Origin of the sequence: Streptomyces sp. NPDC057694, from assembly GCF_042799415.1 — a bacterium.
Classification (GTDB): domain Bacteria; phylum Actinomycetota; class Actinomycetes; order Streptomycetales; family Streptomycetaceae; genus Streptomyces.
In genome coordinates, this window is the sequence record NZ_JBHVIX010000031.1 from 93,598 (window position 1) to 113,956 (window position 20,359).

General features: G+C 68.4%; 19 protein-coding genes and 1 riboswitch. Of the genes, 7 read left to right on the forward strand and 12 right to left on the reverse strand.

All coding sequences use genetic code 11. From position 1 onward, the window contains the following. Positions 1 to 59 precede the first annotated feature (59 nt). Together ACFVDP_RS39185 and ACFVDP_RS39190 are read left to right on the forward strand one after the other, a co-directional pair. Complete coding sequence (locus ACFVDP_RS39185; protein WP_383500986.1) at positions 60 to 812, forward strand: rhomboid family intramembrane serine protease; 753 nt, start codon at positions 60 to 62, stop codon at positions 810 to 812. Next, positions 809 to 1,090 (forward strand): Lrp/AsnC family transcriptional regulator, encoded by a 282-nt coding sequence (locus ACFVDP_RS39190; RefSeq protein ID WP_381837670.1) that lies wholly within the window; start codon positions 809 to 811, stop codon positions 1,088 to 1,090. The genes ACFVDP_RS39185 and ACFVDP_RS39190 overlap by 4 nt, the downstream gene beginning before the upstream one ends. A gap of 107 nt (positions 1,091 to 1,197) precedes the next feature. Here the strand turns inward: ACFVDP_RS39190 and ACFVDP_RS39195 are convergent, their stop codons facing one another. The 6 genes from ACFVDP_RS39195 to ACFVDP_RS39220 all read right to left on the reverse strand — a co-directional run bounded on the left by ACFVDP_RS39195 (position 1,198) and on the right by ACFVDP_RS39220 (position 8,367). Then, on the reverse strand, positions 1,198 to 2,562 hold the full coding sequence (locus ACFVDP_RS39195) for an aminotransferase class V-fold PLP-dependent enzyme (protein ID WP_383500989.1): 1,365 nt from the start codon (positions 2,560 to 2,562) through the stop codon (positions 1,198 to 1,200). Positions 2,563 to 2,749: 187 nt separating this feature from the next. After that, a riboswitch (SAM riboswitch) is annotated at positions 2,750 to 2,867 on the reverse strand. Positions 2,868 to 2,953: 86 nt separating this feature from the next. Then, entirely contained in the window at positions 2,954 to 4,018 is a 1,065-nt protein-coding gene (gene trpD / locus ACFVDP_RS39200; RefSeq protein WP_383500992.1) for an anthranilate phosphoribosyltransferase, read from the reverse strand. Between the two features lie 151 nt (positions 4,019 to 4,169). Beyond that, positions 4,170 to 5,807, reverse strand: a complete 1,638-nt coding sequence (locus ACFVDP_RS39205) for a cytochrome bc complex cytochrome b subunit (protein WP_383500995.1) — start codon at positions 5,805 to 5,807, stop codon at positions 4,170 to 4,172. Then, positions 5,804 to 6,859: a Rieske 2Fe-2S domain-containing protein gene (locus tag ACFVDP_RS39210; protein ID WP_383500998.1), complete on the reverse strand. Its 1,056-nt coding sequence runs from the start codon at positions 6,857 to 6,859 to the stop codon at positions 5,804 to 5,806. The genes ACFVDP_RS39205 and ACFVDP_RS39210 overlap by 4 nt, the downstream gene beginning before the upstream one ends. Continuing rightward, positions 6,856 to 7,665 carry a c-type cytochrome gene (locus tag ACFVDP_RS39215; RefSeq protein ID WP_383501001.1) on the reverse strand — a complete coding sequence of 270 codons (810 nt, stop codon included), beginning with the start codon at positions 7,663 to 7,665 and terminating at the stop codon, positions 6,856 to 6,858. The genes ACFVDP_RS39210 and ACFVDP_RS39215 overlap by 4 nt, the downstream gene beginning before the upstream one ends. An 81-nt stretch (positions 7,666 to 7,746) precedes the next feature. Next, entirely contained in the window at positions 7,747 to 8,367 is a 621-nt protein-coding gene (locus tag ACFVDP_RS39220) for a heme-copper oxidase subunit III (RefSeq protein ID WP_026246331.1), read from the reverse strand. A 185-nt stretch (positions 8,368 to 8,552) separates the two neighbouring features. Between ACFVDP_RS39220 and ACFVDP_RS39225 the strand changes: the two genes are divergently transcribed. Further along, a complete protein-coding gene (locus ACFVDP_RS39225) occupies positions 8,553 to 8,954 on the forward strand; it encodes a hypothetical protein (protein ID WP_383501004.1) in 402 nt (133 codons plus the stop codon). Positions 8,955 to 9,015: 61 nt separating this feature from the next. Here ACFVDP_RS39225 and ACFVDP_RS39230 read toward each other — a convergent pair whose 3' ends face one another. From ACFVDP_RS39230 to coxB, 4 genes are all read right to left on the reverse strand, one after another. Next, on the reverse strand, positions 9,016 to 10,266 hold the full coding sequence (locus ACFVDP_RS39230; RefSeq protein ID WP_383501006.1) for an Ig-like domain-containing protein: 1,251 nt from the start codon (positions 10,264 to 10,266) through the stop codon (positions 9,016 to 9,018). 140 nt (positions 10,267 to 10,406) lie between these two features. Next, complete coding sequence (locus tag ACFVDP_RS39235; RefSeq protein ID WP_383501009.1) at positions 10,407 to 10,805, reverse strand: cytochrome c oxidase subunit 4; 399 nt, start codon at positions 10,803 to 10,805, stop codon at positions 10,407 to 10,409. Beyond that, a complete protein-coding gene (gene ctaD, locus ACFVDP_RS39240) occupies positions 10,802 to 12,547 on the reverse strand; it encodes a cytochrome c oxidase subunit I (RefSeq protein ID WP_383501012.1) in 1,746 nt (581 codons plus the stop codon). The genes ACFVDP_RS39235 and ctaD overlap by 4 nt, the downstream gene beginning before the upstream one ends. After that, complete coding sequence (gene coxB, locus ACFVDP_RS39245) at positions 12,544 to 13,503, reverse strand: cytochrome c oxidase subunit II (RefSeq protein WP_383501014.1); 960 nt, start codon at positions 13,501 to 13,503, stop codon at positions 12,544 to 12,546. Before coxB ends, ctaD begins: the two co-directional genes overlap by 4 nt. A 342-nt stretch (positions 13,504 to 13,845) precedes the next feature. Here coxB and ACFVDP_RS39250 point away from each other — a divergent pair, with 342 nt between their 5' ends. Then, positions 13,846 to 15,225: a cysteine desulfurase/sulfurtransferase TusA family protein gene (locus ACFVDP_RS39250; RefSeq protein ID WP_383501017.1), complete on the forward strand. Its 1,380-nt coding sequence runs from the start codon at positions 13,846 to 13,848 to the stop codon at positions 15,223 to 15,225. Between the two features lie 152 nt (positions 15,226 to 15,377). Here the strand turns inward: ACFVDP_RS39250 and ACFVDP_RS39255 are convergent, their stop codons facing one another. Beyond that, a complete protein-coding gene (locus ACFVDP_RS39255; RefSeq protein ID WP_383501020.1) occupies positions 15,378 to 16,352 on the reverse strand; it encodes a carbohydrate kinase family protein in 975 nt (324 codons plus the stop codon). 132 nt (positions 16,353 to 16,484) lie between these two features. On the opposite strand from ACFVDP_RS39255, the gene ACFVDP_RS39260 reads away from it, so the two are divergent. Both ACFVDP_RS39260 and ACFVDP_RS39265 read left to right on the forward strand, forming a co-directional pair. Beyond that, a complete protein-coding gene (locus ACFVDP_RS39260) occupies positions 16,485 to 16,694 on the forward strand; it encodes a hypothetical protein (protein WP_383501022.1) in 210 nt (69 codons plus the stop codon). A 113-nt stretch (positions 16,695 to 16,807) separates the two neighbouring features. Continuing rightward, positions 16,808 to 18,322 (forward strand): hypothetical protein, encoded by a 1,515-nt coding sequence (locus tag ACFVDP_RS39265; RefSeq protein ID WP_383501025.1) that lies wholly within the window; start codon positions 16,808 to 16,810, stop codon positions 18,320 to 18,322. 94 nt (positions 18,323 to 18,416) lie between these two features. Here ACFVDP_RS39265 and ACFVDP_RS39270 read toward each other — a convergent pair whose 3' ends face one another. Continuing rightward, positions 18,417 to 18,773 carry an iron-sulfur cluster assembly accessory protein gene (locus tag ACFVDP_RS39270; protein WP_111661853.1) on the reverse strand — a complete coding sequence of 119 codons (357 nt, stop codon included), beginning with the start codon at positions 18,771 to 18,773 and terminating at the stop codon, positions 18,417 to 18,419. Positions 18,774 to 19,034: 261 nt separating this feature from the next. Between ACFVDP_RS39270 and nadA the strand changes: the two genes are divergently transcribed. Next, positions 19,035 to 20,222, forward strand: a complete 1,188-nt coding sequence (gene nadA / locus ACFVDP_RS39275; protein ID WP_383501028.1) for a quinolinate synthase NadA — start codon at positions 19,035 to 19,037, stop codon at positions 20,220 to 20,222. Positions 20,223 to 20,359: the final 137 nt, after the last annotated feature.

A 20,359-nucleotide genomic window follows, 5' to 3' on the forward strand; every position in this document is an offset into this window, starting at 1 on the left:
CCGTAACCCTACGGCCTGCCGTACGCCGCCCGCTCCCCGCCTTGCGTCATGCTCTTCCCATGATCGGCGACGGACGCGACACGACCGGAAAATTCGGAAAAGTGATCGCATTCCTCAGAGGGCATCCGGCCCCGGTCACGTACGGAATCATCGCGCTGTGCTGCGCGGTCTTCGTGATCTCCCCGGCATCGGGCTTCAACCCCACCTACGGCACGGGTGCCCGGCTGCTCACCGAACAGACCGCCTACTTCGACCGCTGGGGCGTGGTTCCCGTCGATCTCTTCACGGGATCGGCGCGGGCCGCCCTCACTCCGCTCACCGCGCTGTTCGTGCACGGCAGCTGGCTGCACCTGCTGGGCAACATGCTCTTCCTCTATGTCTTCGGCGCGATGGTCGAGGAGCGTATGGGCCGCGTCCAGTACGGGCTCTTCTACCTGATCACCGGTTACCTGGCCCTGCTCGGGTACGCGGTCGCGCACGCCGACTCCGACCAGAGCCTGGTCGGCGCCTCGGGGGCGATCTCCGCGGTCCTCGGCGCCTTCCTGTACCTGTTCCCCGGGGCGCGCGTGACGAGCCTCTTCCCGTTCCTCCTCTTCCTGCCCCTGCGCTTTCCCGCCTGGGTGGTGCTGCCGTTCTGGGTGGCACTGCAGTGGGCTGCGGCGGGCCAGGACACCCAGGGGCCCGCGGTGGCATATCTGGCGCACCTGGTCGGCTTCTCGCTCGGGTTCTTCTACGCGTGGGTGAGGTACAGGGGCCGGGCTAAGGTTGAGCAGACCCATGCCACGGCCACCGAGGGAGACAGCCAGCCGTGATCACCGCGATCGTGCTCATCAAGACCAGCGTGGACCGGATCCCCGAGATCGCCGAGTCGATCGCGGCTCTGGACAGCGTCAGCGAGGTCTTCTCCGTCACCGGCACGTACGACCTGATCGCCATGGTCCGCGTCGCCCGCCACGACGACCTCGCGGATGTCATCCCCGGCCGGATCAGCAAGATCCAGGGCGTAGAGGGCACGGACACCCATGTTGCTTTCCGCACGTATTCCCAGCACGACCTCGAGGCCGCCTTCTCGATCGGCCTGGACAGCTAGCCCCGCAAGGGGCGCGGGGAACTGCGCGAGCAACCACGACGAAAGCCGCGGCCGCAACTGCCCATGAACCAGGCAGACGCGACCGCGGCTTTCGTCAAGCCCGAGCCTCACGACGCCGGGACACAGCGCCCCTGCTCGGTGCGGTAGCTCCACGCGGCGCCGTCCCGGACCAGCTCGGCGACGGCGGCGACGAACCGCTCGACGTGCTCGTCGGGCGTACCGGCCCCGAAGCTGACCCGGATCGCGTTCAGCGACTTCTCCCCCGGCGCCGCCTCGGGCGCCCCGCACTCGCCCTGCGTCTGCGGGTCCGACCCGAGCAGCGTCCGCACCAGCGGGTGGGCGCAGAACAGTCCGTCGCGGACCCCGATCCCGTACTCGGCGGAGAGCGCGGCGGCGAAGTGCGAGGAGTTCCAGCCCTCCACCACGAACGAGATGACGCCGACGCGGGGGGCGTCGTCGCCGAACAGGGACAGCACCTTGACCTCGGGCACGGCGGCGAGCCCGGCGCGCACCTTCCCGATCAACTGCTGCTCCCGCTCGACGAGGCTCTCGAACCCGGCCTCGGTCAGCGCCTTGCAGGCGGAGGCGATGGAGTAGACGCCGATGACGTTCGGCGAACCGGCCTCGTGCCGGGCGGCGTTCTCGTGCCACTCGACGTCCACGCCGCCGTCCGTGCGCCGGGCGACCTTGCGGGAGGCGCCGCCACCGGCGAGGTACGGCTCGGCCTCGGTCAGCCAGTCGGAACGCCCGGCGAGCACCCCGGAGCCGAACGGCGCGTACAGCTTGTGCCCGGAGAAGGCGACCCAGTCGACGTCCAGGTCCTGCACGGAGACGGGGTGGTGGGGCGCGAGCTGGGCGGCGTCGAGCACGATGCGGGCACCGTGCGCGTGAGCGGCCGCCGCCAGCTCGCGCACCGGCCACAGCTCCCCGGTGACGTTGGAGGCGCCGGTGACGCAGACGAGGGCCGGACCGTACGGGTCCCTGTCGGCGAGCGCCCGCTCCAGGGTGGCGACGGCCTCGTCCGGGGTGCGCGGCGCGTTCAGGTAGGTCACGCGGGCGTCCCGCCACGGCAGCAGCGAGGCGTGGTGCTCGGTCTCGAAGACGAAGACCTGGCAGTCGGCGGGGAGGGCGGCGGCCAGCAGGTTCAGCGAGTCGGTGGTCGAGCGGGTGAAGACGACCTGGTCGCCCTCGCGGCAGTCGAGGAACTCGGCGACCGTCGTGCGGGAGTTCTCGAACAGGTCGGTGGAGAGCTGGGAGAGGTACCCGGCACCACGGTGCACGCTGCCGTAGTACGGGGCGTACGCGGCGACGTCGTCCCACACCCGCTGCAGGGCCGGCGCACTGGCGGCGTAGTCGAGGGCCGCGTAGGTCACTTCGCCACCGGTGACGAGCGGCACGGTGACGTCCCGGCCGAGCACGGCGAGCGGGGCGGCAGTCTGGGTACAGGCAGCGGCGTCGACGGAAACAGACATGGGTGAACTCCCTGGCGCGGTAAGCGAATTGACCATGCCGAAGCCACGACTGAGCTCTACGGAACAGGGCTCGACGGCATGGAAAGAAAGATGGAACGGGTACGCAGAGGCGGGGCCGATACGCCCTATCGCATTCGCTTGCTCACGAGACTGCTCCCTCGAGGACCAGGACCCCAGGGTGTGCAGGGGTCCGCGCTTGCCATAGACCTCGCTGCCTACGGCCTGGTCTTCACCCAGGGCACCCCGCCACGGACGGAGGGTTGCCGGACAGCGGGCTGGGGCCTCGATCGCTGTCACTCATGACCTTGAAAAGCATCCTGCCATACGTTCCGCATACGGCAAGGGCGCAGTCCACCTCCTGAGACGAGTCGGACTGCGCCCTGCGTCACACTCAGCGGTTGCTGGCGACGACCCACCGCTCCAGGGTCGCCTTCGCGGCGCCGGAGTCGATCGACTCGGCGGCCCGCTCCATGCCGGCCGCGATCTGCTCGGCGAGCGTGCCGCTTCCGGGGCGTACGGCGACGAGCGCGGCGGCGGAGTTCAGCAGCACGGCGTCCCGCACCGGCCCCCGCTCCCCGTCGAGGATCCGCCGGGCGACCTCGGCGTTGAACGACGGGTCGCCGCCGCGCAGCGCCTCGATGCCGACCGGCTCGATGCCGACGTCGCGCGGGTCGAAGACCTCCTCGCGCACGGCTCCGTCGCGCACCACCCAGACCCGGGAGGTGCCGGTGATGGTCAGCTCGTCGAGCCCGTCGTCGCCGCGGAAGACCAGCGAGGAGTTGCCGCGCTCGGCGAAGACCCCGGCGACCACCGGCGCCATCCGCGGATCGGCGACCCCGACGGCCTGTGCCTTCACCCGAGCCGGGTTGGTCAGCGGGCCGAGCAGGTTGAACACCGTACGGATGCCGATCTGGCCGCGGGCCGCGCCCGCGTACCTCAGCGCCGGATGGAACTTGACCGCGAAGCAGAAGGTGATGCCCGCCTCCTCGGCCACCTGGGGCACGCGGGCCGGCGTCAGGTCCAGATTGACGCCCAGCTTCTCCAGCACGTCCGAGGAGCCGGAGGCGGACGAGGCCGCGCGGTTGCCGTGCTTGACGACCTTGGTCCCCGTGCCCGCGATCACGATGGCGGACATGGTGGAGATGTTGACGGTCTTCGCGCCGTCGCCGCCCGTCCCGACGATGTCGACGCTCTCGCCGGGCACCTCGATGGTGTTGGCGTGCTCGTACATGGCGCGGACCAGTCCGGTGATCTCCTCGACCGTCTCGCCCTTGGCGCGCAGCGCGACCACGAAGGCCGCGATCTGGGCGTCGGTCGCCTCGCCGCTCATGATGCGGTCCATCGCCCACGCGGTGTCGTCGGCGCTCTGGTCGTGCCCCTCCAGCAGGCCGTTCAGCACACTGGGCCAGGAACGGCCCGCCGCGGTGTCGCCTCCAGCGGGGGTCAAAGCGCTCATGGCCGCTCCTGTGGTGTTGTCCGTAAGACGTGACGCTCGATAGGGAACGGACCCACCTTATCGAGGTACGAAGACGGCAAAGAGCCCCCGTCCAGTGCCTGGACGAGGGCTCTTGCCGTGGCGAACAGTGTCTGAGGCAGAACCTCAGAGATCAGTGGTGGCCGTGGCCGCTGGTGATCTCCTTGTACTCCTCGACGGTGGGCTTGGGGATCTGGTTGTTCTCCCCGTAGTAGCCCTTCGACAGCTTGGCGCGCGTCTTCTGCAGGCGCGACACCTTGCGCTCCACACCGTTCTCGTCGACCTCGGGGCCGATCTCGACGGGCTGGTACTGCTCGTGCGCGGTGAGCGTGTGCAGTGCCTCGGAGTCGAGCGGCTGGTGGACCTCGACGAACTCACCGTGCGGCAGGCGCTTGATGATGCCGGACTCGCGTCCGTGCAGCACCTTGTCCTTGTCGCGGCGCTGGAGGCCGAGGCAGATCCGCTTGGTGGCGATGAAGACCACGACCGGCATCACGAAGAAGCTGATGCGGACGAACCAGGTGATCGCGTTGATCGACAGGTGGAAGTGCGTGGCCCAGAGGTCGTTGCCACCACCGATCATCAGCACGAAGTACCAGGAGATCCACGCGGCGCCGAAGGCGGTACGCGTCGGCGCGTTGCGCGGGCGGTCCAGGATGTGGTGCTCGCGCTTGTCGCCGGTGACCCAGGACTCGATGAACGGGTAGACCGCGATCGCGACCAGGACCAGCGGGAAGATCACCAGCGGGATGAACACACCCAGGACGAGCGTGTGACCCCAGAGGTTGATCTCCCAGCCCGGCATGACACGGATCAGGCCTTCGGAGAAGCCCATGTACCAGTCGGGCTGCGCACCGGTGGACACCTGGTCCGGACGGTACGGGCCGATGGCCCAGATCGGGTTGATCGAGGCGATCGCCGCGACGATCGCGATGACACCGAAGACCAGGAAGAAGAAGCCACCCGCCTTGGCCATGTAGACCGGGAGCAGCGGCATGCCGACGACGTTCTTCTCGGTCTTTCCGGCACCCGCGAACTGCGTGTGCTTGTGGTAGAAGACCAGGATCAGGTGGGCCACCATCAGGCCGAGCATGATGCCGGGCAGCAGCAGGATGTGGACCGAGTAGAACCGCGCGACGAAGTCGCCGCCCGGGAACTCGCCGCCGAAGAGGAAGAACGACAGGTACGTGCCGACGATCGGCACGGACAGGACCGCGCCCTCCATGAAGCGGACACCGGTGCCGGAGAGCAGGTCGTCCGGGAGCGAGTAACCGGTGAAACCGGTGAACATGCCCAGGACGAACAGCAGGAAGCCGAACAGCCAGTTGACCTCACGGGGCTTGCGGAACGCACCCGTGAAGAACACGCGCATCATGTGCACGAACATGCCGGCGAGGAAGATCAGCGCGGCCCAGTGGTGGATCTGCCGGATCAGCAGACCACCGCGCACATCGAAGGAGATGTGCATGGTCGAGTTGAACGCCTCGGACATCAGCTGACCCTGCAGCGGGATGTAGCTGCCGTGGTACTCCACCTCGTTCATCGACGGGTGGAAGAACAGCGTCAGGTACACACCCGTGAGGATGATGATGATGAAGCTGTACATGCAGATCTCGCCGAGCATGAAGGACCAGTGGTCCGGAAAGATCTTGCGCATGTTGGACTTGGCCAGGGAGTAGATCCCGAGGCGTCCGTCCGCCCAGTCGGCCACACGCTCGCCGGCCGGTGCCTTCTCGCGAGAAGGCGCGTCGTTCGTGGGTTCAGTACTCATCCGCGCTCCCAGAAGGCAGGACCGACGGGCTCCGCGAAGTCGCCCTGCGCCACGAGGTAACCCTCGTCATCGACGGCGATGTGCAGCTGCGGCAGCGCGTGTCCGGCGGGGCCGAAGATCACCCGCGCACCGTCGGAGAGGTCGAAGGTGGACTGGTGACAGGGGCAGAGCACGTGGTGCGTCTGCTGCTCGTACAGGGAGATCGGGCAACCGACGTGGGTGCAGATCTTCGAGTACGCGACCACACCTTCGTGCGACCACTCGAGCTCCTGCTTGTCCTTGATGTTGTCCGGCTGGATGCGGACGAGCATCAGAGCCGCCTTGGCGATCTCCTTCTGGAAGTCCTCGTCGTGCTCCTCCAGGCCCTCGGGCTTGGCGAAGGTGAGCGAGCCGACCGCGATGTCCGAAGCGCGCAGCGGCTCGTCCGTGTTCATGTTGACGAGCTTCAGGCCCTTCTTCCAGGCCGTGGTGCGCAGCTTCTTCTCGGGCAGCGGGCCGAGGTCGCGCAGCAGGACGACGCCGGAGAGCGGCACCAGGGCCAGCGCGCCGAACATCGTGTTGCGGATCAGCTTGCGCCGGCCGAACTGCGACTCCCGCGCACCGTCCGCGAAGTCGGCCAGAACCTGGGCCTTGACCTCGGGCTCGGCCTCGATCGGGTGACGCTCGGAAGCGACCTCGACGTCCGACATCAGGGTGCGGGCCCAGTGGACCGCGCCCGCGCCGATGCAGAACAGCGCCACGCCCAGGGTCGTGCCCAGGGCGAAGTTGAGGGCGCTGATGTGCCCCAGCGGGAAGATGTAGACGCTCGTGTGGGCGCCGATGGTCACGTAGGACGCGATGAAGCCGATGGTGGCCAGCATCGAGATCGTGAACAGCATCGCCACGACACGCTCGGACCGCCGGGCGGCCCGCTCGTCGATGTCCTGGATCCGGTGCTCGTGCGGGGGCAGGCCCGGGTCGGCGAAGGGGTTGTCCTTCGTCGGCTCGACGGACCCGTGTCCGTCACCCTGCTCTTCGGGCAGGTTCTCTTCTGGAATGTCTTGGCTACTCATGACTTCTTGGCCTTTGCGGTCCGAGCGGCAACCCAGATGGCGACGGCGATCAGGGCGCCGAGACCGAAGATCCAGGCGAACAGACCCTCGCTGACCGGGCCGAGCCCGCCCAGCTTGAGACCACCGGGGCTCTCGGACTTGTCACCGTTGACCGCGTCGAGGTACGCGATGATGTCCTTCTTGTTCTGCTTGGTCATCGTCGTGTCCGGGAAGGACGGCATGTTCTGCGGGCCGGTCTGCATGGCCTCGTAGATGTGCTTCGGGCTGACGCCCTCGAGGCTCGGCGCGAACTTGCCGTGCGTCAGTGCGCCACCTTCACCGGTGAAGTTGTGGCACTGGGCGCAGTTCGTGCGGAACAGTTCGCCGCCCTTGGCGACGTCCGCCCCGCTCGGGTCGTAGTCCTCCTTGGTCGGCGAGACCGGACCGGCGCCGAGGGAGGCGATGTACGCGGCGAGCTGGTCGATCTCGGCCTGCGAGTAGATGACCTTCTTCTTCGGGACCTGCGCGCCCGGCTGCTGGGCAGGCATGCGCCCGGTGCCGACCTGGAAGTCGACGGCGGCGGAGCCGACGCCCACGAGGCTCGGCCCGTCGGTGGTGCCCTGACCGCCGGTTCCGTGGCAGCTGGCGCAGCCGACGGAGTAGAGCTTCTTGCCCTCGTCGATGGCGAGGGACTGGGCGGTTTCATCGGCCTGCGCCTTGTCCGCGGGCGCGAACGCGGCGTAGAGCCCCCCGGTGGCCGCCAGCGCGAGGAGTAGGACGACGACCGCCGCCAGCGGATGGCGTCGTCGTGCGGAGAGCTTTTTCACGGATTACCCCGGTGTCAGGATCTTCTGCGTCGGTGCTGCGGGAATGTTTCGGGTGCTTCGCCCGATGCTGCGATCTGCGAACTACTTGATCAGGTAGATCGTGGCGAAGAGGCCGATCCATACGACATCGACGAAGTGCCAGTAGTAGGACACGACGATGGCCGCGGTCGCCTGTTCGTGAGTGAACTTCCGGGCCGCGTACGTCCTGCCGAGGACGAACAGGAAGGCGATGAGGCCACCTGTCACGTGCATGCCGTGGAAGCCGGTGGTCAGGTAGAACACCGAGCCGTACGGGTCGGACGAGAGCGAAAGCCCGTCCTTCTTGACCAGCTCGGTGTACTCGAAGACCTGACCGCCGATGAAGATCGCACCCATGATGAAGGTGACGATGAACCACATTCTGAGCTTCTTCACGTCCCCGCGCTCGGCGGCAAAGACGCCGAGCTGGCAGGTCAGAGAGGAGAGCACCAGGATCGTGGTGTTCGTCGCGGAGAACGGAAGGTTCAGGCTGGACGCCATTTCCTTCCAGTGATCCGGTCCTGTCACCGATCGCAGGGTGAAGTACATCGCGAAGAGGGCCGCGAAGAACATCAGCTCGGAACTCAGCCAGATGATGGTTCCGACGCTGGTGAGGTTCGGTCGATTGACCGACGGGTGCGCGTGCCCGGTTTCTACTGTCGTTGCTGTCGCCACGACCGACATTATGTCGGTCGCTTATCTCGCCCTCACTCCGGGGGGTGCCGTTCGGAGTGTCTGGGGGGTGTGTCCAGCCCATATGGCCCATCGGAGGCGTGTGCGAACCGGTGTTGACGGGGTGTCGGGAGGAGTAGGCTCCGCGCCAACGACGCCGTACAGATGCCCCATGACGACGATGTCTCGGAGGAACGATGCAGTCGACCGCGACGGTTCTGGTCTACAGCGACGACGCGAACACCCGCGAGCAGGTCCGGCTCGCGACCGGCCGCAGGCCCGCATCCGATGCCCCCGAGGTCCAGTTCATCGAGTGCGCGACGCTTCCCGCGGTCCTGAAGGAGCTGGACCGGGGCGGGATCGACGTGTGCGTGCTGGACGGCGAGGCCGTTCCGGCCGGGGGCATGGGGGTCTGCCGGCAGATCAAGGACGAGGTCTTCCGCTGCCCGCCGGTGCTGCTCCTGATCGGCCGCCCGCAGGACGCCTGGCTGGCCACGTGGAGCCGCGCGGACGCCGCGGTGACGCTTCCGGTCGAACCGGTCGAGTTCGCCGACGCGCTGGCCTCTCTGCTGCGCGCACGGCTCGCCGTCGGGGCCTGACACGCGCCGACTCCCGTGCGCGGACCGCGTACGGGAGTCGGAAGTCTCACATCCGGCGTGTTCAGAGCTGCGGGCTGAGCCGCGCCTGCTGCGCCGGGCCGGGCGTGTCCGTGGTGTTCAGGGCGCTGCCCTTGCCCCATTCCTTCCAGCCGAGGTTCCAGTCCCCGAAGCCGTTGCCGAACGGGTCCATGTCCTCGCCGTAGCTGTTGACGACCTTGACGACGTCACCCTTGCGGAAGGTGTCGAAGAACCACTCGGCGTTCCCCGTGCTCATGCCGGTGCAGCCGTGGCTGACGTTCGCGGCGCCCTGGGAGCCGGTGGACCACGGCGCGGCGTGCACATATTCACCGCTCCATGTGACCCGGGTGGCGTAGTACACGGGCAGGTCGTACGAGTCCGACGAGCCGTCCGCGATGCCGATGCTGGTGCCGCGCATCCGGACGTAGTACTCCTGGCCGAGCACGACCTTGGTGCCGTTGCGGGTCTCGAAGCCGGGCTTGCCGGTGGTGATCGGGATGGAGTTGATCTCCTCCCCGTTGCGGTAGACCGTCATGTAGTGCGAGCCGGCGTCGGTGATGGCGACCATCTTGTCGCCGGTGGTGATGGTCAGCGGCTTGGACTTGCCGCCCCACAGCCGGTCGGTGACCTTGATGCCCTGCAGATTGCTGCGGGCGGTGATCGTGGCGTGGGCGGGCCAGTACTCCTTGGGGCGGAAGTGCAGTTCCTTGCTGTCCACCCAGTACCAGGAGCCGTCCACGGCGGGCTTGGAGTCGACCTTCAGGGCGCGCTCCACGATGGCGCGGGCCTTCTTGTCCTTGATGGGCTTGTTCAGCTCGGCGACCAGGGGCTGGCCCACGCCGTACTTGCCCGCGTCGGGACCGAAGGTGACCTTGAGGGCCTTCTCCTTGGACGGGTTGCCGGTCTCGAAGGTGAGGACCTTGCGGCCGGGTGCCCCGTCCTCGTCCTCGGTGGAGACGCGGACCGTGTACTGGGCCTCTGCGGCCAGCGGAGCCGTGGAGTGCCACCGGCGGCCGTCGGCGGTGAGTTCGCCCGCGACGTAGCGCCCCATGGCGTCCGTGGCCGTCACATCGGTGATGCGCGTCTCGTCGCCCTGTGCGGTGACTTCCAGCGGCTTGTCCGGATCCGCCTTCTTGGCTCCCACGGGCCCGCTGAAGGCGATCTGGCCCGCCGCGTCGTACGGCGTGGCGGAGAGCGGGTGCGAGGAGCTGCCGCAGGCCGTGAGGCCCGCACCGAGGGCCGCCACGACGAGCGTGCAGCCCAGAACCGTACGGATGCGCGGTGAGTGGTTCATGAACAGAACCGTATGAAGGTTCATCAGGTCCGGCACGGTGATTGGGCCGCACGGGGCATGTCGGACACACGGAAGGGCCCGGACGCTCCCTCAGGAGTGTCCGGGCCCTTCACGTACGACAGTTCAGAACACGTGCGGTGCTACTGGTTCTGGTTCTCGCCGCGGTAGTACTCGAAGACCCAGCCCCACAGGCCGAACAGGATCACGGGGCTGGCGAAGTACAGCAGCCACCAGCCGAAGACGACGCCCAGGAAGGCGAGCGCGCCACCGACGGCCAGGGAGAGCGGCTGCCAGGAGTGCGGGCTGAAGAAGCCCACCTCGCCGGCGTCGTCCGCGACGTCTGCCTCCTTGTTGTCCTGCGCACCGGTGTCGACCCGCCGGGCCGTGAAGGCCAGGTAGTAGCCGATCATGATGCACAGGCCGAACGCCAGGAAGAGCGCCGTCGTACCGGCCGGCTCCTTCGACCACACGCCGTAGACACCGGCCATGATCAGGACGAAGAGGCTCAGCCAGATGAACATCTTGCCTTGGACCTTCACTTGCCGGCCTCCTTGCCGCCAGCGAGGGCGGTGTCGCCCTTGGCCCCGTGTCCAGCGTTCTCCAGCTGGTCGAGGGCCGCGATCTCAGGGTGATGCAGGTCGAACGCCGGCGATTCCGAACGGATGCGCGGCAGGGTGAGGAAGTTGTGCCGCGGCGGCGGGCAGGAGGTGGCCCACTCGAGCGAACGGCCGTAGCCCCACGGGTCGTCGACCTCGATCTTCTTGCCGTACTTGGCGGTCTTCCACACGTTGTAGAAGAACGGCAGGATCGACAGACCGAGCACGAACGAGGAGATCGTCGAGATCGTGTTCAGAGCGGTGAAGCCGTCGGCCGCGAGGTAGTCCGCGTAACGACGCGGCATGCCCTCGACGCCCAGCCAGTGCTGCACCAGGAACGTGCCGTGGAAGCCGCAGAACAGCGTCCAGAACGTGATCTTGCCGAGCCGCTCGTCCAGCATCTTGCCGGTGAACTTCGGCCACCAGAAGTGGAAGCCGGCGAACATCGCGAAGACGACCGTTCCGAAGACGACGTAGTGGAAGTGCGCCACCACGAAGTACGAGTCGGAGATGTGGAAGTCCAGCGGCGGGGCCGCCAGGATGACACCGGTCAGACCACCGAAGGTGAAGGTGATCAGGAAGCCGATCGCCCAGAGCATCGGTGTCTCGAAGGACAGTGAGCCCTTCCACATCGTTCCGATCCAGTTGAAGAACTTCACGCCTGTTGGCACGGCGATGAGGAACGTCATGAAGGAGAAGAACGGCAGTAGCACGCCACCGGTGACATACATGTGGTGCGCCCACACGGTCACGGAGAGACCACCGATGGCGATGGTCGCGCCGATGAGGCTGGTGTAGCCGAACATCGGCTTGCGTGAGAACACTGGAATCACTTCGGAGACGATTCCGAAGAATGGCAGAGCGATGATGTACACCTCTGGGTGTCCGAAGAACCAGAAGAGGTGTTGCCATAGCAACGCGCCGCCATTCGCGGCATCGAATACATGGGCCCCGAACTTGCGGTCCGCCTCCAGGGCGAACAGCGCGGCCGCGAGGACCGGGAAGGCCAGCAGGACCAGCACACCGGTCAGCAGCACGTTCCACACGAAGATCGGCATGCGGAACATCGTCATGCCGGGAGCGCGCATGCAGATGATGGTGGTGATGAAGTTGACCGAGCCGAGGATCGTGCCGAAGCCGGAGAAGGCCAGACCCATGATCCACATGTCGGCGCCGATGCCCGGCGAGCGGACGGCGTCCGACAGCGGGCTGTAGGCGAACCAGCCGAAGTCGGCCGCGCCCTGCGGGGTGAGGAAGCCACCCACCGCGATCAGCGAGCCGAACAGGTACAGCCAGTAGGCGAACATGTTCAGTCGCGGGAACGCGACGTCGGGGGCACCGATCTGCAGCGGCATGATCCAGTTCGCGAAGCCCGCGAACAGCGGCGTCGCGAACATCAGCAGCATGATCGTGCCGTGCATCGTGAACGCCTGGTTGAACTGCTCGTTCGACATGATCTGCGTGCCGGGACGGGCCAGCTCGGCGCGCATGAAGAGCGCCATCAGACCGCCGATGCAGAAGAACGCGAACGACGTGACCAGGTAGAGCGTGCCGATCGTCTTGTGGTCAGTGGTGGTCAGCCACTTGATCACCGTCGCGCCGGGGCGCTTGGGCCGAACCGGCAGCTCGTCCTCGTAGGAGTCATCAGCTGCGGCGGCACCCTGGGGTTCATTGAGGATGCTCACAGGTTGTTCGTCTCCCGGTTCTTCTCGTGTTCCGTCTGGGCGATGCCAGACGGGACGTAACCGGTCTGCCCCTTCTTGGCGAGGTCCTTGAGGTGCTGCTCGTACTTCTCCGGAGAGACGACCTTCACGTTGAACAGCATCCGGGAGTGGTCGACGCCGCAGAGCTCGGCACACTTGCCCAGGAAGGTCCCCTCCTTGTTGGGGGTCACCTCGAAGGAGTTGGTGTGGCCCGGGATGACGTCCATCTTCATCAGGAACGGCACCACCCAGAAGGAGTGGATGACGTCACGCGAAGTGAGGACGAAGCGAACCTTCTCGCCCTTGGGGAGCCAGAGGGTCGGACCGGGGTTGTTGGTCTGCGGGTTCCGCGTACCGGGGGTGCCGACCTCGTAGACGCCGCCGGCATTCGCCGGGAAGTCCTTCTTGAAGCGGTCGGGGATCGCCGAGAGCTCCTTGGAGGTCTTCGCGTCGCCCTCGACACCGGGCACGTTCTCGACGTAGTTGAAGCCCCAGCTCCACTGGTAGCCCACGACGTTGACTGTGTGCGCCGGCTTGTCGTCGAGCTGGAGAAGCTTCGACTCGTCGCGGGCGGTGTAGTAGAAGAGCACCGAGACCATGATGAGAGGCACTGTGGTGAACAGCGCTTCCATGGGCATGTTGTAGCGGGTCTGGACAGGAGCCTCGATCTTGGTCCTGCTACGCCTGTGGAAGATGATGGACCACAGGATCAGCCCCCAGACCAGCACGCCCGTGGCGAGCGCAGCCGCCCACGAGCCCTGCCAGAGGGAGAGGATCCGGGGACCCTCCTCCGTCACTGGGGTGGGCATACCAAGACGAGGAAAGTCCTTGTATGTGCAACCGGTAGCGGTTACCAGGATCAGGCCCGCAGTCAGCACCTGCGGCAGCTTCCGCCGCATCGGGCGCCGCGACGAGCGGTCGGAGCCGTTGGGACTCACGTAGCGCCTTCCCGAGAGTCTCGCCCGCGCTCTTTGGTTGGCTACGGCCGCCATCTCGCTGGTCGCTCGCCGCCCTGGCACACGGGCAGGGGTTTGGATGTTTATGCGGAGCAAACCCTACTGGACGCTATTTGGGGTCGCGCGGGGAGGGTGCCTAACGCGCCGCGGGTCACTCCGAAGGGTGGGATGTGGCTGCTCCGGGGGTTTCTGACGGGGGGTCGGGGGCGTCCTGGGGGGTGGGGGATTTGTCCGGTGGGCGGGTGCGGCTTTCGCGGTGGCTGAGCGCGCAGTTCCCCGCGCCCCTGGCGGCGCTCTTCTTGCTCGGGGTTCTAGCCTCGGCGTGTGTCGTACTTCGATGTGGCCTCGTCCGCTCCCCTGCATCCCGTTGCCCGGCAGGCCCTGCAAGCCTCTCTCGACGAGGGATGGGCCGATCCGTCGCGGCTGTACCGCGAGGGGCGGCGGGCCCGGATGCTGCTCGACGCCGCTCGGGAGGCGGCCGCCGAGGCGGTCGGGTGCCGGGCCGACGAGCTGGTGTTCACGCCCTCCGGCACGGCCTCCGTGCACACCGCGGTCGGCGGCGCACTCGCCGCACGTCGGCGTGTCGGACCGCACTTGGTGGTATCGGCGGTGGAGCACTCGGCCGTACTCCATTCGGCGGCGGCCCACGAAGGACGCGGCGGTTCGGTGACCGAGGTGGGTGTGGAGCGGTCCGGCGCGGTGCGCGCCGACGCGTTCCGGGAGGCGCTGCGCGAGGACACCGCCCTGGCCTGTCTGCAGTCCGCCAACCACGAGGTGGGCACCGTGCAGCCGGTCGAGGAGGTCGCCGAGAGCTGCCGGGCCGCCGGCGTACCGCTGTTCGTGGACGCCGCGCAGTCGCTGGCGTGGGGGCCGGTGGCGGGCGCGTGGTCGCTGCTGGCGGGCAGCGCCCACAAGTGGGGCGGGCCCGCGGGGGTCGGGCTGCTCGTGGTGCGCAAGGGTGTGCGGTTCGCGCCCCAAGGCCCCGGTGACGAGCGCGAGTCGGGGCGGGCGCCCGGGTTCGAGAACATTCCGGGCATCGTGGCCGCCGTGGCGTCGCTGCGCGCGGTCCGCGCCGAGGCCGCCGCCGAGGCGGTGCGGCTGACGGAGTTGACGGACCTGATGCGGGCGCGGGTGCCGCGCCTTGTGCCGGACGTGGAGGTCGTCGGGGATCCGGCGCGGCGGCTGCCGCACCTGCTGACGTTCTCGTGTCTGTACGTGGACGGGGAGAGCCTGCTGCACGGCCTGGACCGGGCCGGCTTCTCGGTGTCGTCGGGTTCGTCGTGCACCAGCAGCACGCTGACGCCCAGCCATGTGCTGCGGGCTATGGGCGTGGTGAGCGAGGGGAACGTACGGGTGTCGCTGCCGCTCGGGACGCCCCGGTCGGAGGTGGAGCGGTTCCTGGAGGTGCTGCCGGGTGTGGTGCACGAGGTTCGCGAGCGGCTGGGGGCGCCGGTCGCCGCGGCGCCGGGTGACGCCGACGCCGTCACCGTGGACGCCCTGGGCATGACCTGCCCGCAGCCCGTCATCGAGCTGGCCCGCGCCATCGGCAAGGTGCGGGCCGGGGGCACGGTGACCGTCATCGCCGATGACGAGGTCGCCGCCGTGGACATCCCGGCGTGGTGCTTCACGCAGGGCCACGAGTATCTGGGGGCCGAACCACGGCCCGGCGGTGCTACGGCTTATGCCGTGCGTCGGGCCCCGTAAGGGGCGCGGGGCTGTGTCGATTTGCGGCTCCGCCGCGTGGGCGCGCTCAGCCATAGAAAAGCCGCAGACGCGTCTGCTCGGTGCATGAGCAGTCGCGTCTGCGGCTTCGTCGTGGTTGCTCGCGCAGTTCCCCGCGCCCCTTACGGGGCGCTTCAGCTGAGGTAGGACTCGACCTCGGCGGCGGCGTCGTCGCCGTAGGCCTTGCGGAAGCGCTCCATGAAGGGGACCCGGCGCAGCGCGTACTCCTGGGTGCCGAGGGTCTCGATGACCAGCGTGGCGAGCATGCAGCCGACCTGCGCGGCGCGCTCCAGGGAGACGCCCCAGGACAGACCGGACAGGAAGCCGGCCCGGAAGGCGTCGCCGACGCCGGTCGGGTCGACCTTCGCCTCCTCGTCCGGGCAGCCGACCTCGACCGGCTCGTCGCCGACGCGCTCGATGCGGACGCCGCGCGCGCCGAGCGTGGTCACGCGGTGGCCGACCTTGCCGAGGATCTCGGCCTCGGTCCAGCCGGTCTTGGACTCGATGAGCCCCTTCTCGTACTCGTTCGAGAAGAGGTACGTGGCGCCGTCGAGGAGGGTGCGGATCTCGTCGCCGTCCATGCGCGCGATCTGCTGCGAGAAGTCGGCGGCGAACGGGATGGAACGGCTGCGGCACTCCTCGGTGTGCCGCAGCATCGCCTCCGGGTCGTCGGCGCCGATCAGGACGAGGTCGAGGCCGCCCACCCGGTCGGCGACGGTCTTCAGCTCGATGAGGCGGGCCTCGCTCATCGCGCCCGTATAGAAGGAGCCGATCTGGTTGTGGTCGGCGTCCGTGGTGCACACGAAGCGGGCCGTGTGCAGCGTCTCGGAGATCCGCACCGACGTCGTGTCCACGCCGTGGCGGTCGAGCCAGGCGCGGTACTCGTCGAAGTCGGAGCCGGCGGCGCCGACCAGGACGGGGCCCGTGCCCAGCTGGCCCATGCCGAAGGCGATGTTGGCGCCGACGCCACCTCGGCGCACGTCGAGATTGTCGACGAGGAAGGAGAGGGAGACCGTGTGCAGCTGGTCGGCGACGAACTGGTCGGCGAAGCGGCCGGGGAAGGTCATCAGGTGGTCGGTGGCGATGGAGCCGGTGACTGCGATTCGCACAGCGGGAACACGCTTCCTGAGGGGCGGCGGTTGACAGTTCACGCTACCCGGTCGGCACCCCTGCCCTGAAGTGCGGAAACTACCTGATAGTAGGTCTTTTTTCCGGAGCTGCCGCGTGCCTACGGTGCGTACATGACCTACGACGTGTCCTTCATGACGCAGGACGGGCTCGCGGCGCTGCGCGGCGACTGTGCCCGGATGGTTCCGCACTGGGTGCTGCCGCGTGCTCCCTGGGAGAAGGAACCGCGGGTCACCGTGGTCGGTGCGGCCGGGATCCACGGGGTCGTGGTGCCCGCTTCGTCCGCGCGTCTCGTCGACTCCCTGGCAGGTTTCGACGACTGACGGCGCCCGGAAGGGAACCGCGCGCCCCTTCACCGCGTCCCATCGCTGTCCCCTTCCGGTGTCCCCCATCGAGGGGATGCGGGATACGACACGGCAGGCGAAGGAGCGATGCGGTGAGCACGGAAGAGCAGACGCAGGATCGGCACCGGCGGCGGCGCACGCCGGTGGTCGCCTCGGCCCTGGCGGCTGTCCTCCTGGCCGGTGGCGGTGGCACGTACCTGGCGATGAGCGCGTCCGGCGGGGGCCGCCCGGGCGGGGCCGGGGGCGACGGCACTCCCCCGCCGCTGGCCCTGGACGGTTACGGCGCGGGCGGAAGCCCGGGGGCGTCGAACGGGATCGCGCCGGGCGAGCCCGATCCGAACGGCTCGCGGTACAAGGCCTCCGGTGACCTGCCCGACGGGCCGGACGAGGCCGCGGTGTACCGGCCGAAGGGCGCGGTGACGGCCGCCGACGTGAAGGCGCTGGCCAAGGCGCTCGACGTGGCCGGCACGCCGAAGCTGCAGAGCGGGACGTGGCGGCTGGGACCGGCGCCGGACGGCTCGGGCCCCTCGCTTGAGGTGACCGGCAAGGCGCCGGGCACCTGGACGTACGCGCGCTACGCGGGGTCGGCGACCGGCGGGAAGTGTCCGCAGGACGCCAAGTGCGCGGGCGCGGTGGGCAGCGGGAGCGAGAAGGACGCGGTGAGCGAGGCGGCGGCGAAGAAGGCCGCGGCGCCCGTCCTCAAGGCGCTCGGGCAGGACACCGCGAAGCTCGACGCGAAGCAGCTCATGGGAGCCACCCGGGTGGTGAACGCCGATCCGGAGGTGGGCGGGCTGCCGACGTACGGCTGGTCGACCGGCATCCAGATCGGCTCCGACGGTCAAGTGATCGGCGGCAGCGGGAAGTTGAAGACCCCGACCGAGGGCGCCACGTATCCGACGATCGGCGCGCAAGAGACGCTGAAGGGGATGAACGACGCCGCGGCGGGCGGCCGTGTCCCGGCCGACGCGTGCGCGAGCGCGGTGCCGCTGGACGGTGACTCCCCGTCCGCGAGCGGCGGTTCGGGCTGTACGCCGTCGTCGCCGAGGCCGCCCGCGTCGACGACGGTCGGCGTCACCGATGCCACGTTCGGGCTCGCCGCGTACGCCACCGGCGGTGCGCAGGTGCTCGTACCGTCGTGGCTGTTCACGGTGGAGCAGCCGGGGGCCGAGCGGGCGATGGTCGTGACCCGTCCGGCGGTCGCGCCGAAGTACCTGGTCGCGCCGGGGAGTTCGACGGCCTCACCGGATCCGTCGGCGCCGTCGGCGTCCGCTTCGGCTTCGGGCGGGTCGGGCTCCGACGTCCGGAACGCGCGGGTGCAGGGGTACCGCGCGGACTCCTCGGGGAAGAAGCTGACCCTGCACTTCACCGGTGGTGTGTGCGCGACGTACAAGGCGTCGGCGGACGAGTCGGGGAAGGCGGTGACCGTGCGCGTCACCGGGACCGAGAAGAAGGGGACCGTCTGCATCCAGCTGGCGAAGTTCTACACGCTGCCGGTGACGCTGGACGCTCCGCTGGAGGGGCGGAAGGTCGTGGGGACGAACGGGACCTCGGTACCGGTCGCGGAGAAGAACCAGCCGGGCGGGAGCGAGCCGGCGCCTCGGGACTAGGTTTTCGGGATCCGGGCACGACAAAGGGCTGGGGCACCCCCGTGGGGGTGCCCCAGCCCTTTGTCGCTCGAGACGGCCGAACCGCTCGTGCTGTCTAGCTGAACGAGTCGCCGCAGGCGCAGGAGCCCGTCGCGTTCGGGTTGTCGATCGTGAAGCCCTGCTTCTCGATGGTGTCGACGAAGTCGATGGAGGCGCCGCCCAGGTACGGGGCGGACATGCGGTCGGTGACGACCTTGACGCCGCCGAAGTCCTTGACGACGTCGCCGTCGAGCGAGCGCTCGTCGAAGAAGAGCTGGTAGCGCAGGCCGGAGCAGCCACCCGGCTGAACGGCCACACGCAGGGCCAGGTCGTCACGGCCTTCCTGGTCGAGCAGCGCCTTGACCTTGGCCGCGGCTTCGTCGCTGAGGATGATGCCGTCGCTGACGGTGGTGGTCTCGTCCGATACGGACATCTACATCTCTCCCGGGTTGTACGGAGACTGCTTGCCGACCATTGCAACCGGCAAAGGCCCGGATCCATTCCGGATCCGCCAAGGGATTCGTACTTCTTCTCTTCATGCTCGCACACCCCCGGCGTGCGGGGCACGGGACGACCGGGGCGGATTGCGTCACATCGACGACATCACCGTCGTCAAACTGACGTGAAGCACGTATGATAGATAGCGTCATTTCGACGAGAAGTGTTCTGCAGAACTCAAGAAAGGGTGCGTGACGTGACCACGGCCCAGACCCCCGTTGACCTGGATGTGTCGCCCACTCCGCTGGCGCTGCTCCTGCTCGGCCGCGAGGCCGACACCCGGAGCGAGCGCGGCGTGGAGTGCCCCGGCGACCTGCCCTCCCCGTCCGACCCGGACCTGGTGGAGCGCGCCCGCGCGGCCAAGGAGAAGCTCGGCGACAAGGTGTTCGTGCTCGGACACCACTACCAGCGCGACGAGGTCATCCAGTTCGCCGACGTCACCGGCGACTCCTTCAAGCTGGCGCGGGACGCCGCGGCGCGCCCCGAGGCCGAGTACATCGTGTTCTGCGGTGTGCACTTCATGGCGGAGTCCGCGGACATCCTGACCGGCGACGACCAGAAGGTCGTCCTGCCGGACCTCGCGGCCGGCTGCTCGATGGCCGACATGGCCACCGCCGAGCAGGTCGCCGAGTGCTGGGACGTGCTGACCGAGGCCGGGATCGCCGAGTCCGTCGTGCCCGTCTCGTACATGAACTCCTCGGCCGACATCAAGGCGTTCACCGGCAAGCACGGCGGCACGATCTGTACGTCGTCCAATGCCGAGCGCGCGCTGAACTGGGCGTTCGAGCAGGGCGAGAAGGTCCTCTTCCTGCCCGATCAGCACCTCGGGCGCAACACGGCCGTCCGTGACCTCGGGATGTCGCTGGACGACTGCGTCCTCTACAACCCGCACAAGCCCAATGGCGGGCTGACCGCCGAGCAGCTGCGGGACGCGAAGATGATCCTGTGGCGCGGGCACTGCTCGGTGCACGGGCGCTTCTCGCTGGAGTCGGTGGAGGACGTGCGGGCGCGCATACCCGGGGTGAACGTCCTGGTGCACCCCGAGTGCAAGCACGAGGTCGTCGCCGCGGCGGATCAGGTCGGCTCGACCGAATACATCATCAAGGCGCTGGAGGCCGCGCCCGCCGGGTCCAAGTGGGCCATCGGGACCGAGCTGAACCTCGTACGGCGGCTCGCGAACCGGTTCGCGCCCGAGGGCAAGGAGATCGTCTTCCTCGACAAGACGGTCTGCTTCTGCTCGACCATGAACCGGATCGATCTGCCGCATCTGGTCTGGACGCTGGAGTCCCTTGCCGACGGGAAGCTCGTGAACCGGATCGAGGTCGACCGCGAGACGGAACAGTTCGCGAAGCTGGCCCTTGAGCGCATGCTGGCGCTGCCGTAGCGGGGTTCCGTGTCGGGTGCGGGCCCGGTGGGGGCTGGTCGCGCAGTTCCCCGCGCCCCTGAAGCATGCGCTGCGCGCAGCTTCCCCTGATGAGATGCCGCACGAAGTGCGCATCTCAGGGGCGCGGGGAACTGCGC

Excerpts from the sequence above, each read along its gene's own strand:
- ACFVDP_RS39210 (WP_383500998.1), bottom strand. The coding sequence starts at position 6,859 with ATGAGTAGCCAAGACATTCCAGAAGAGAACCTGCCCGAAGAGCAGGGT.
- ACFVDP_RS39225 (WP_383501004.1), top strand. The coding sequence starts at position 8,553 with ATGCAGTCGACCGCGACGGTTCTGGTCTACAGCGACGACGCGAACACC.
- ACFVDP_RS39230 (WP_383501006.1), bottom strand. The coding sequence starts at position 10,266 with ATGAACCACTCACCGCGCATCCGTACGGTTCTGGGCTGCACGCTCGTC.
- ACFVDP_RS39205 (WP_383500995.1), bottom strand. The coding sequence starts at position 5,807 with ATGAGTACTGAACCCACGAACGACGCGCCTTCTCGCGAGAAGGCACCG.
- ACFVDP_RS39270 (WP_111661853.1), bottom strand. The coding sequence starts at position 18,773 with ATGTCCGTATCGGACGAGACCACCACCGTCAGCGACGGCATCATCCTC.
- trpD (WP_383500992.1), bottom strand. The coding sequence starts at position 4,018 with ATGAGCGCTTTGACCCCCGCTGGAGGCGACACCGCGGCGGGCCGTTCC.
- ACFVDP_RS39220 (WP_026246331.1), bottom strand. The coding sequence starts at position 8,367 with ATGTCGGTCGTGGCGACAGCAACGACAGTAGAAACCGGGCACGCGCAC.
- ACFVDP_RS39260 (WP_383501022.1), top strand. The coding sequence starts at position 16,485 with ATGACCTACGACGTGTCCTTCATGACGCAGGACGGGCTCGCGGCGCTG.
- ACFVDP_RS39195 (WP_383500989.1), bottom strand. The coding sequence starts at position 2,562 with ATGTCTGTTTCCGTCGACGCCGCTGCCTGTACCCAGACTGCCGCCCCG.
- ACFVDP_RS39185 (WP_383500986.1), top strand. The coding sequence starts at position 60 with ATGATCGGCGACGGACGCGACACGACCGGAAAATTCGGAAAAGTGATC.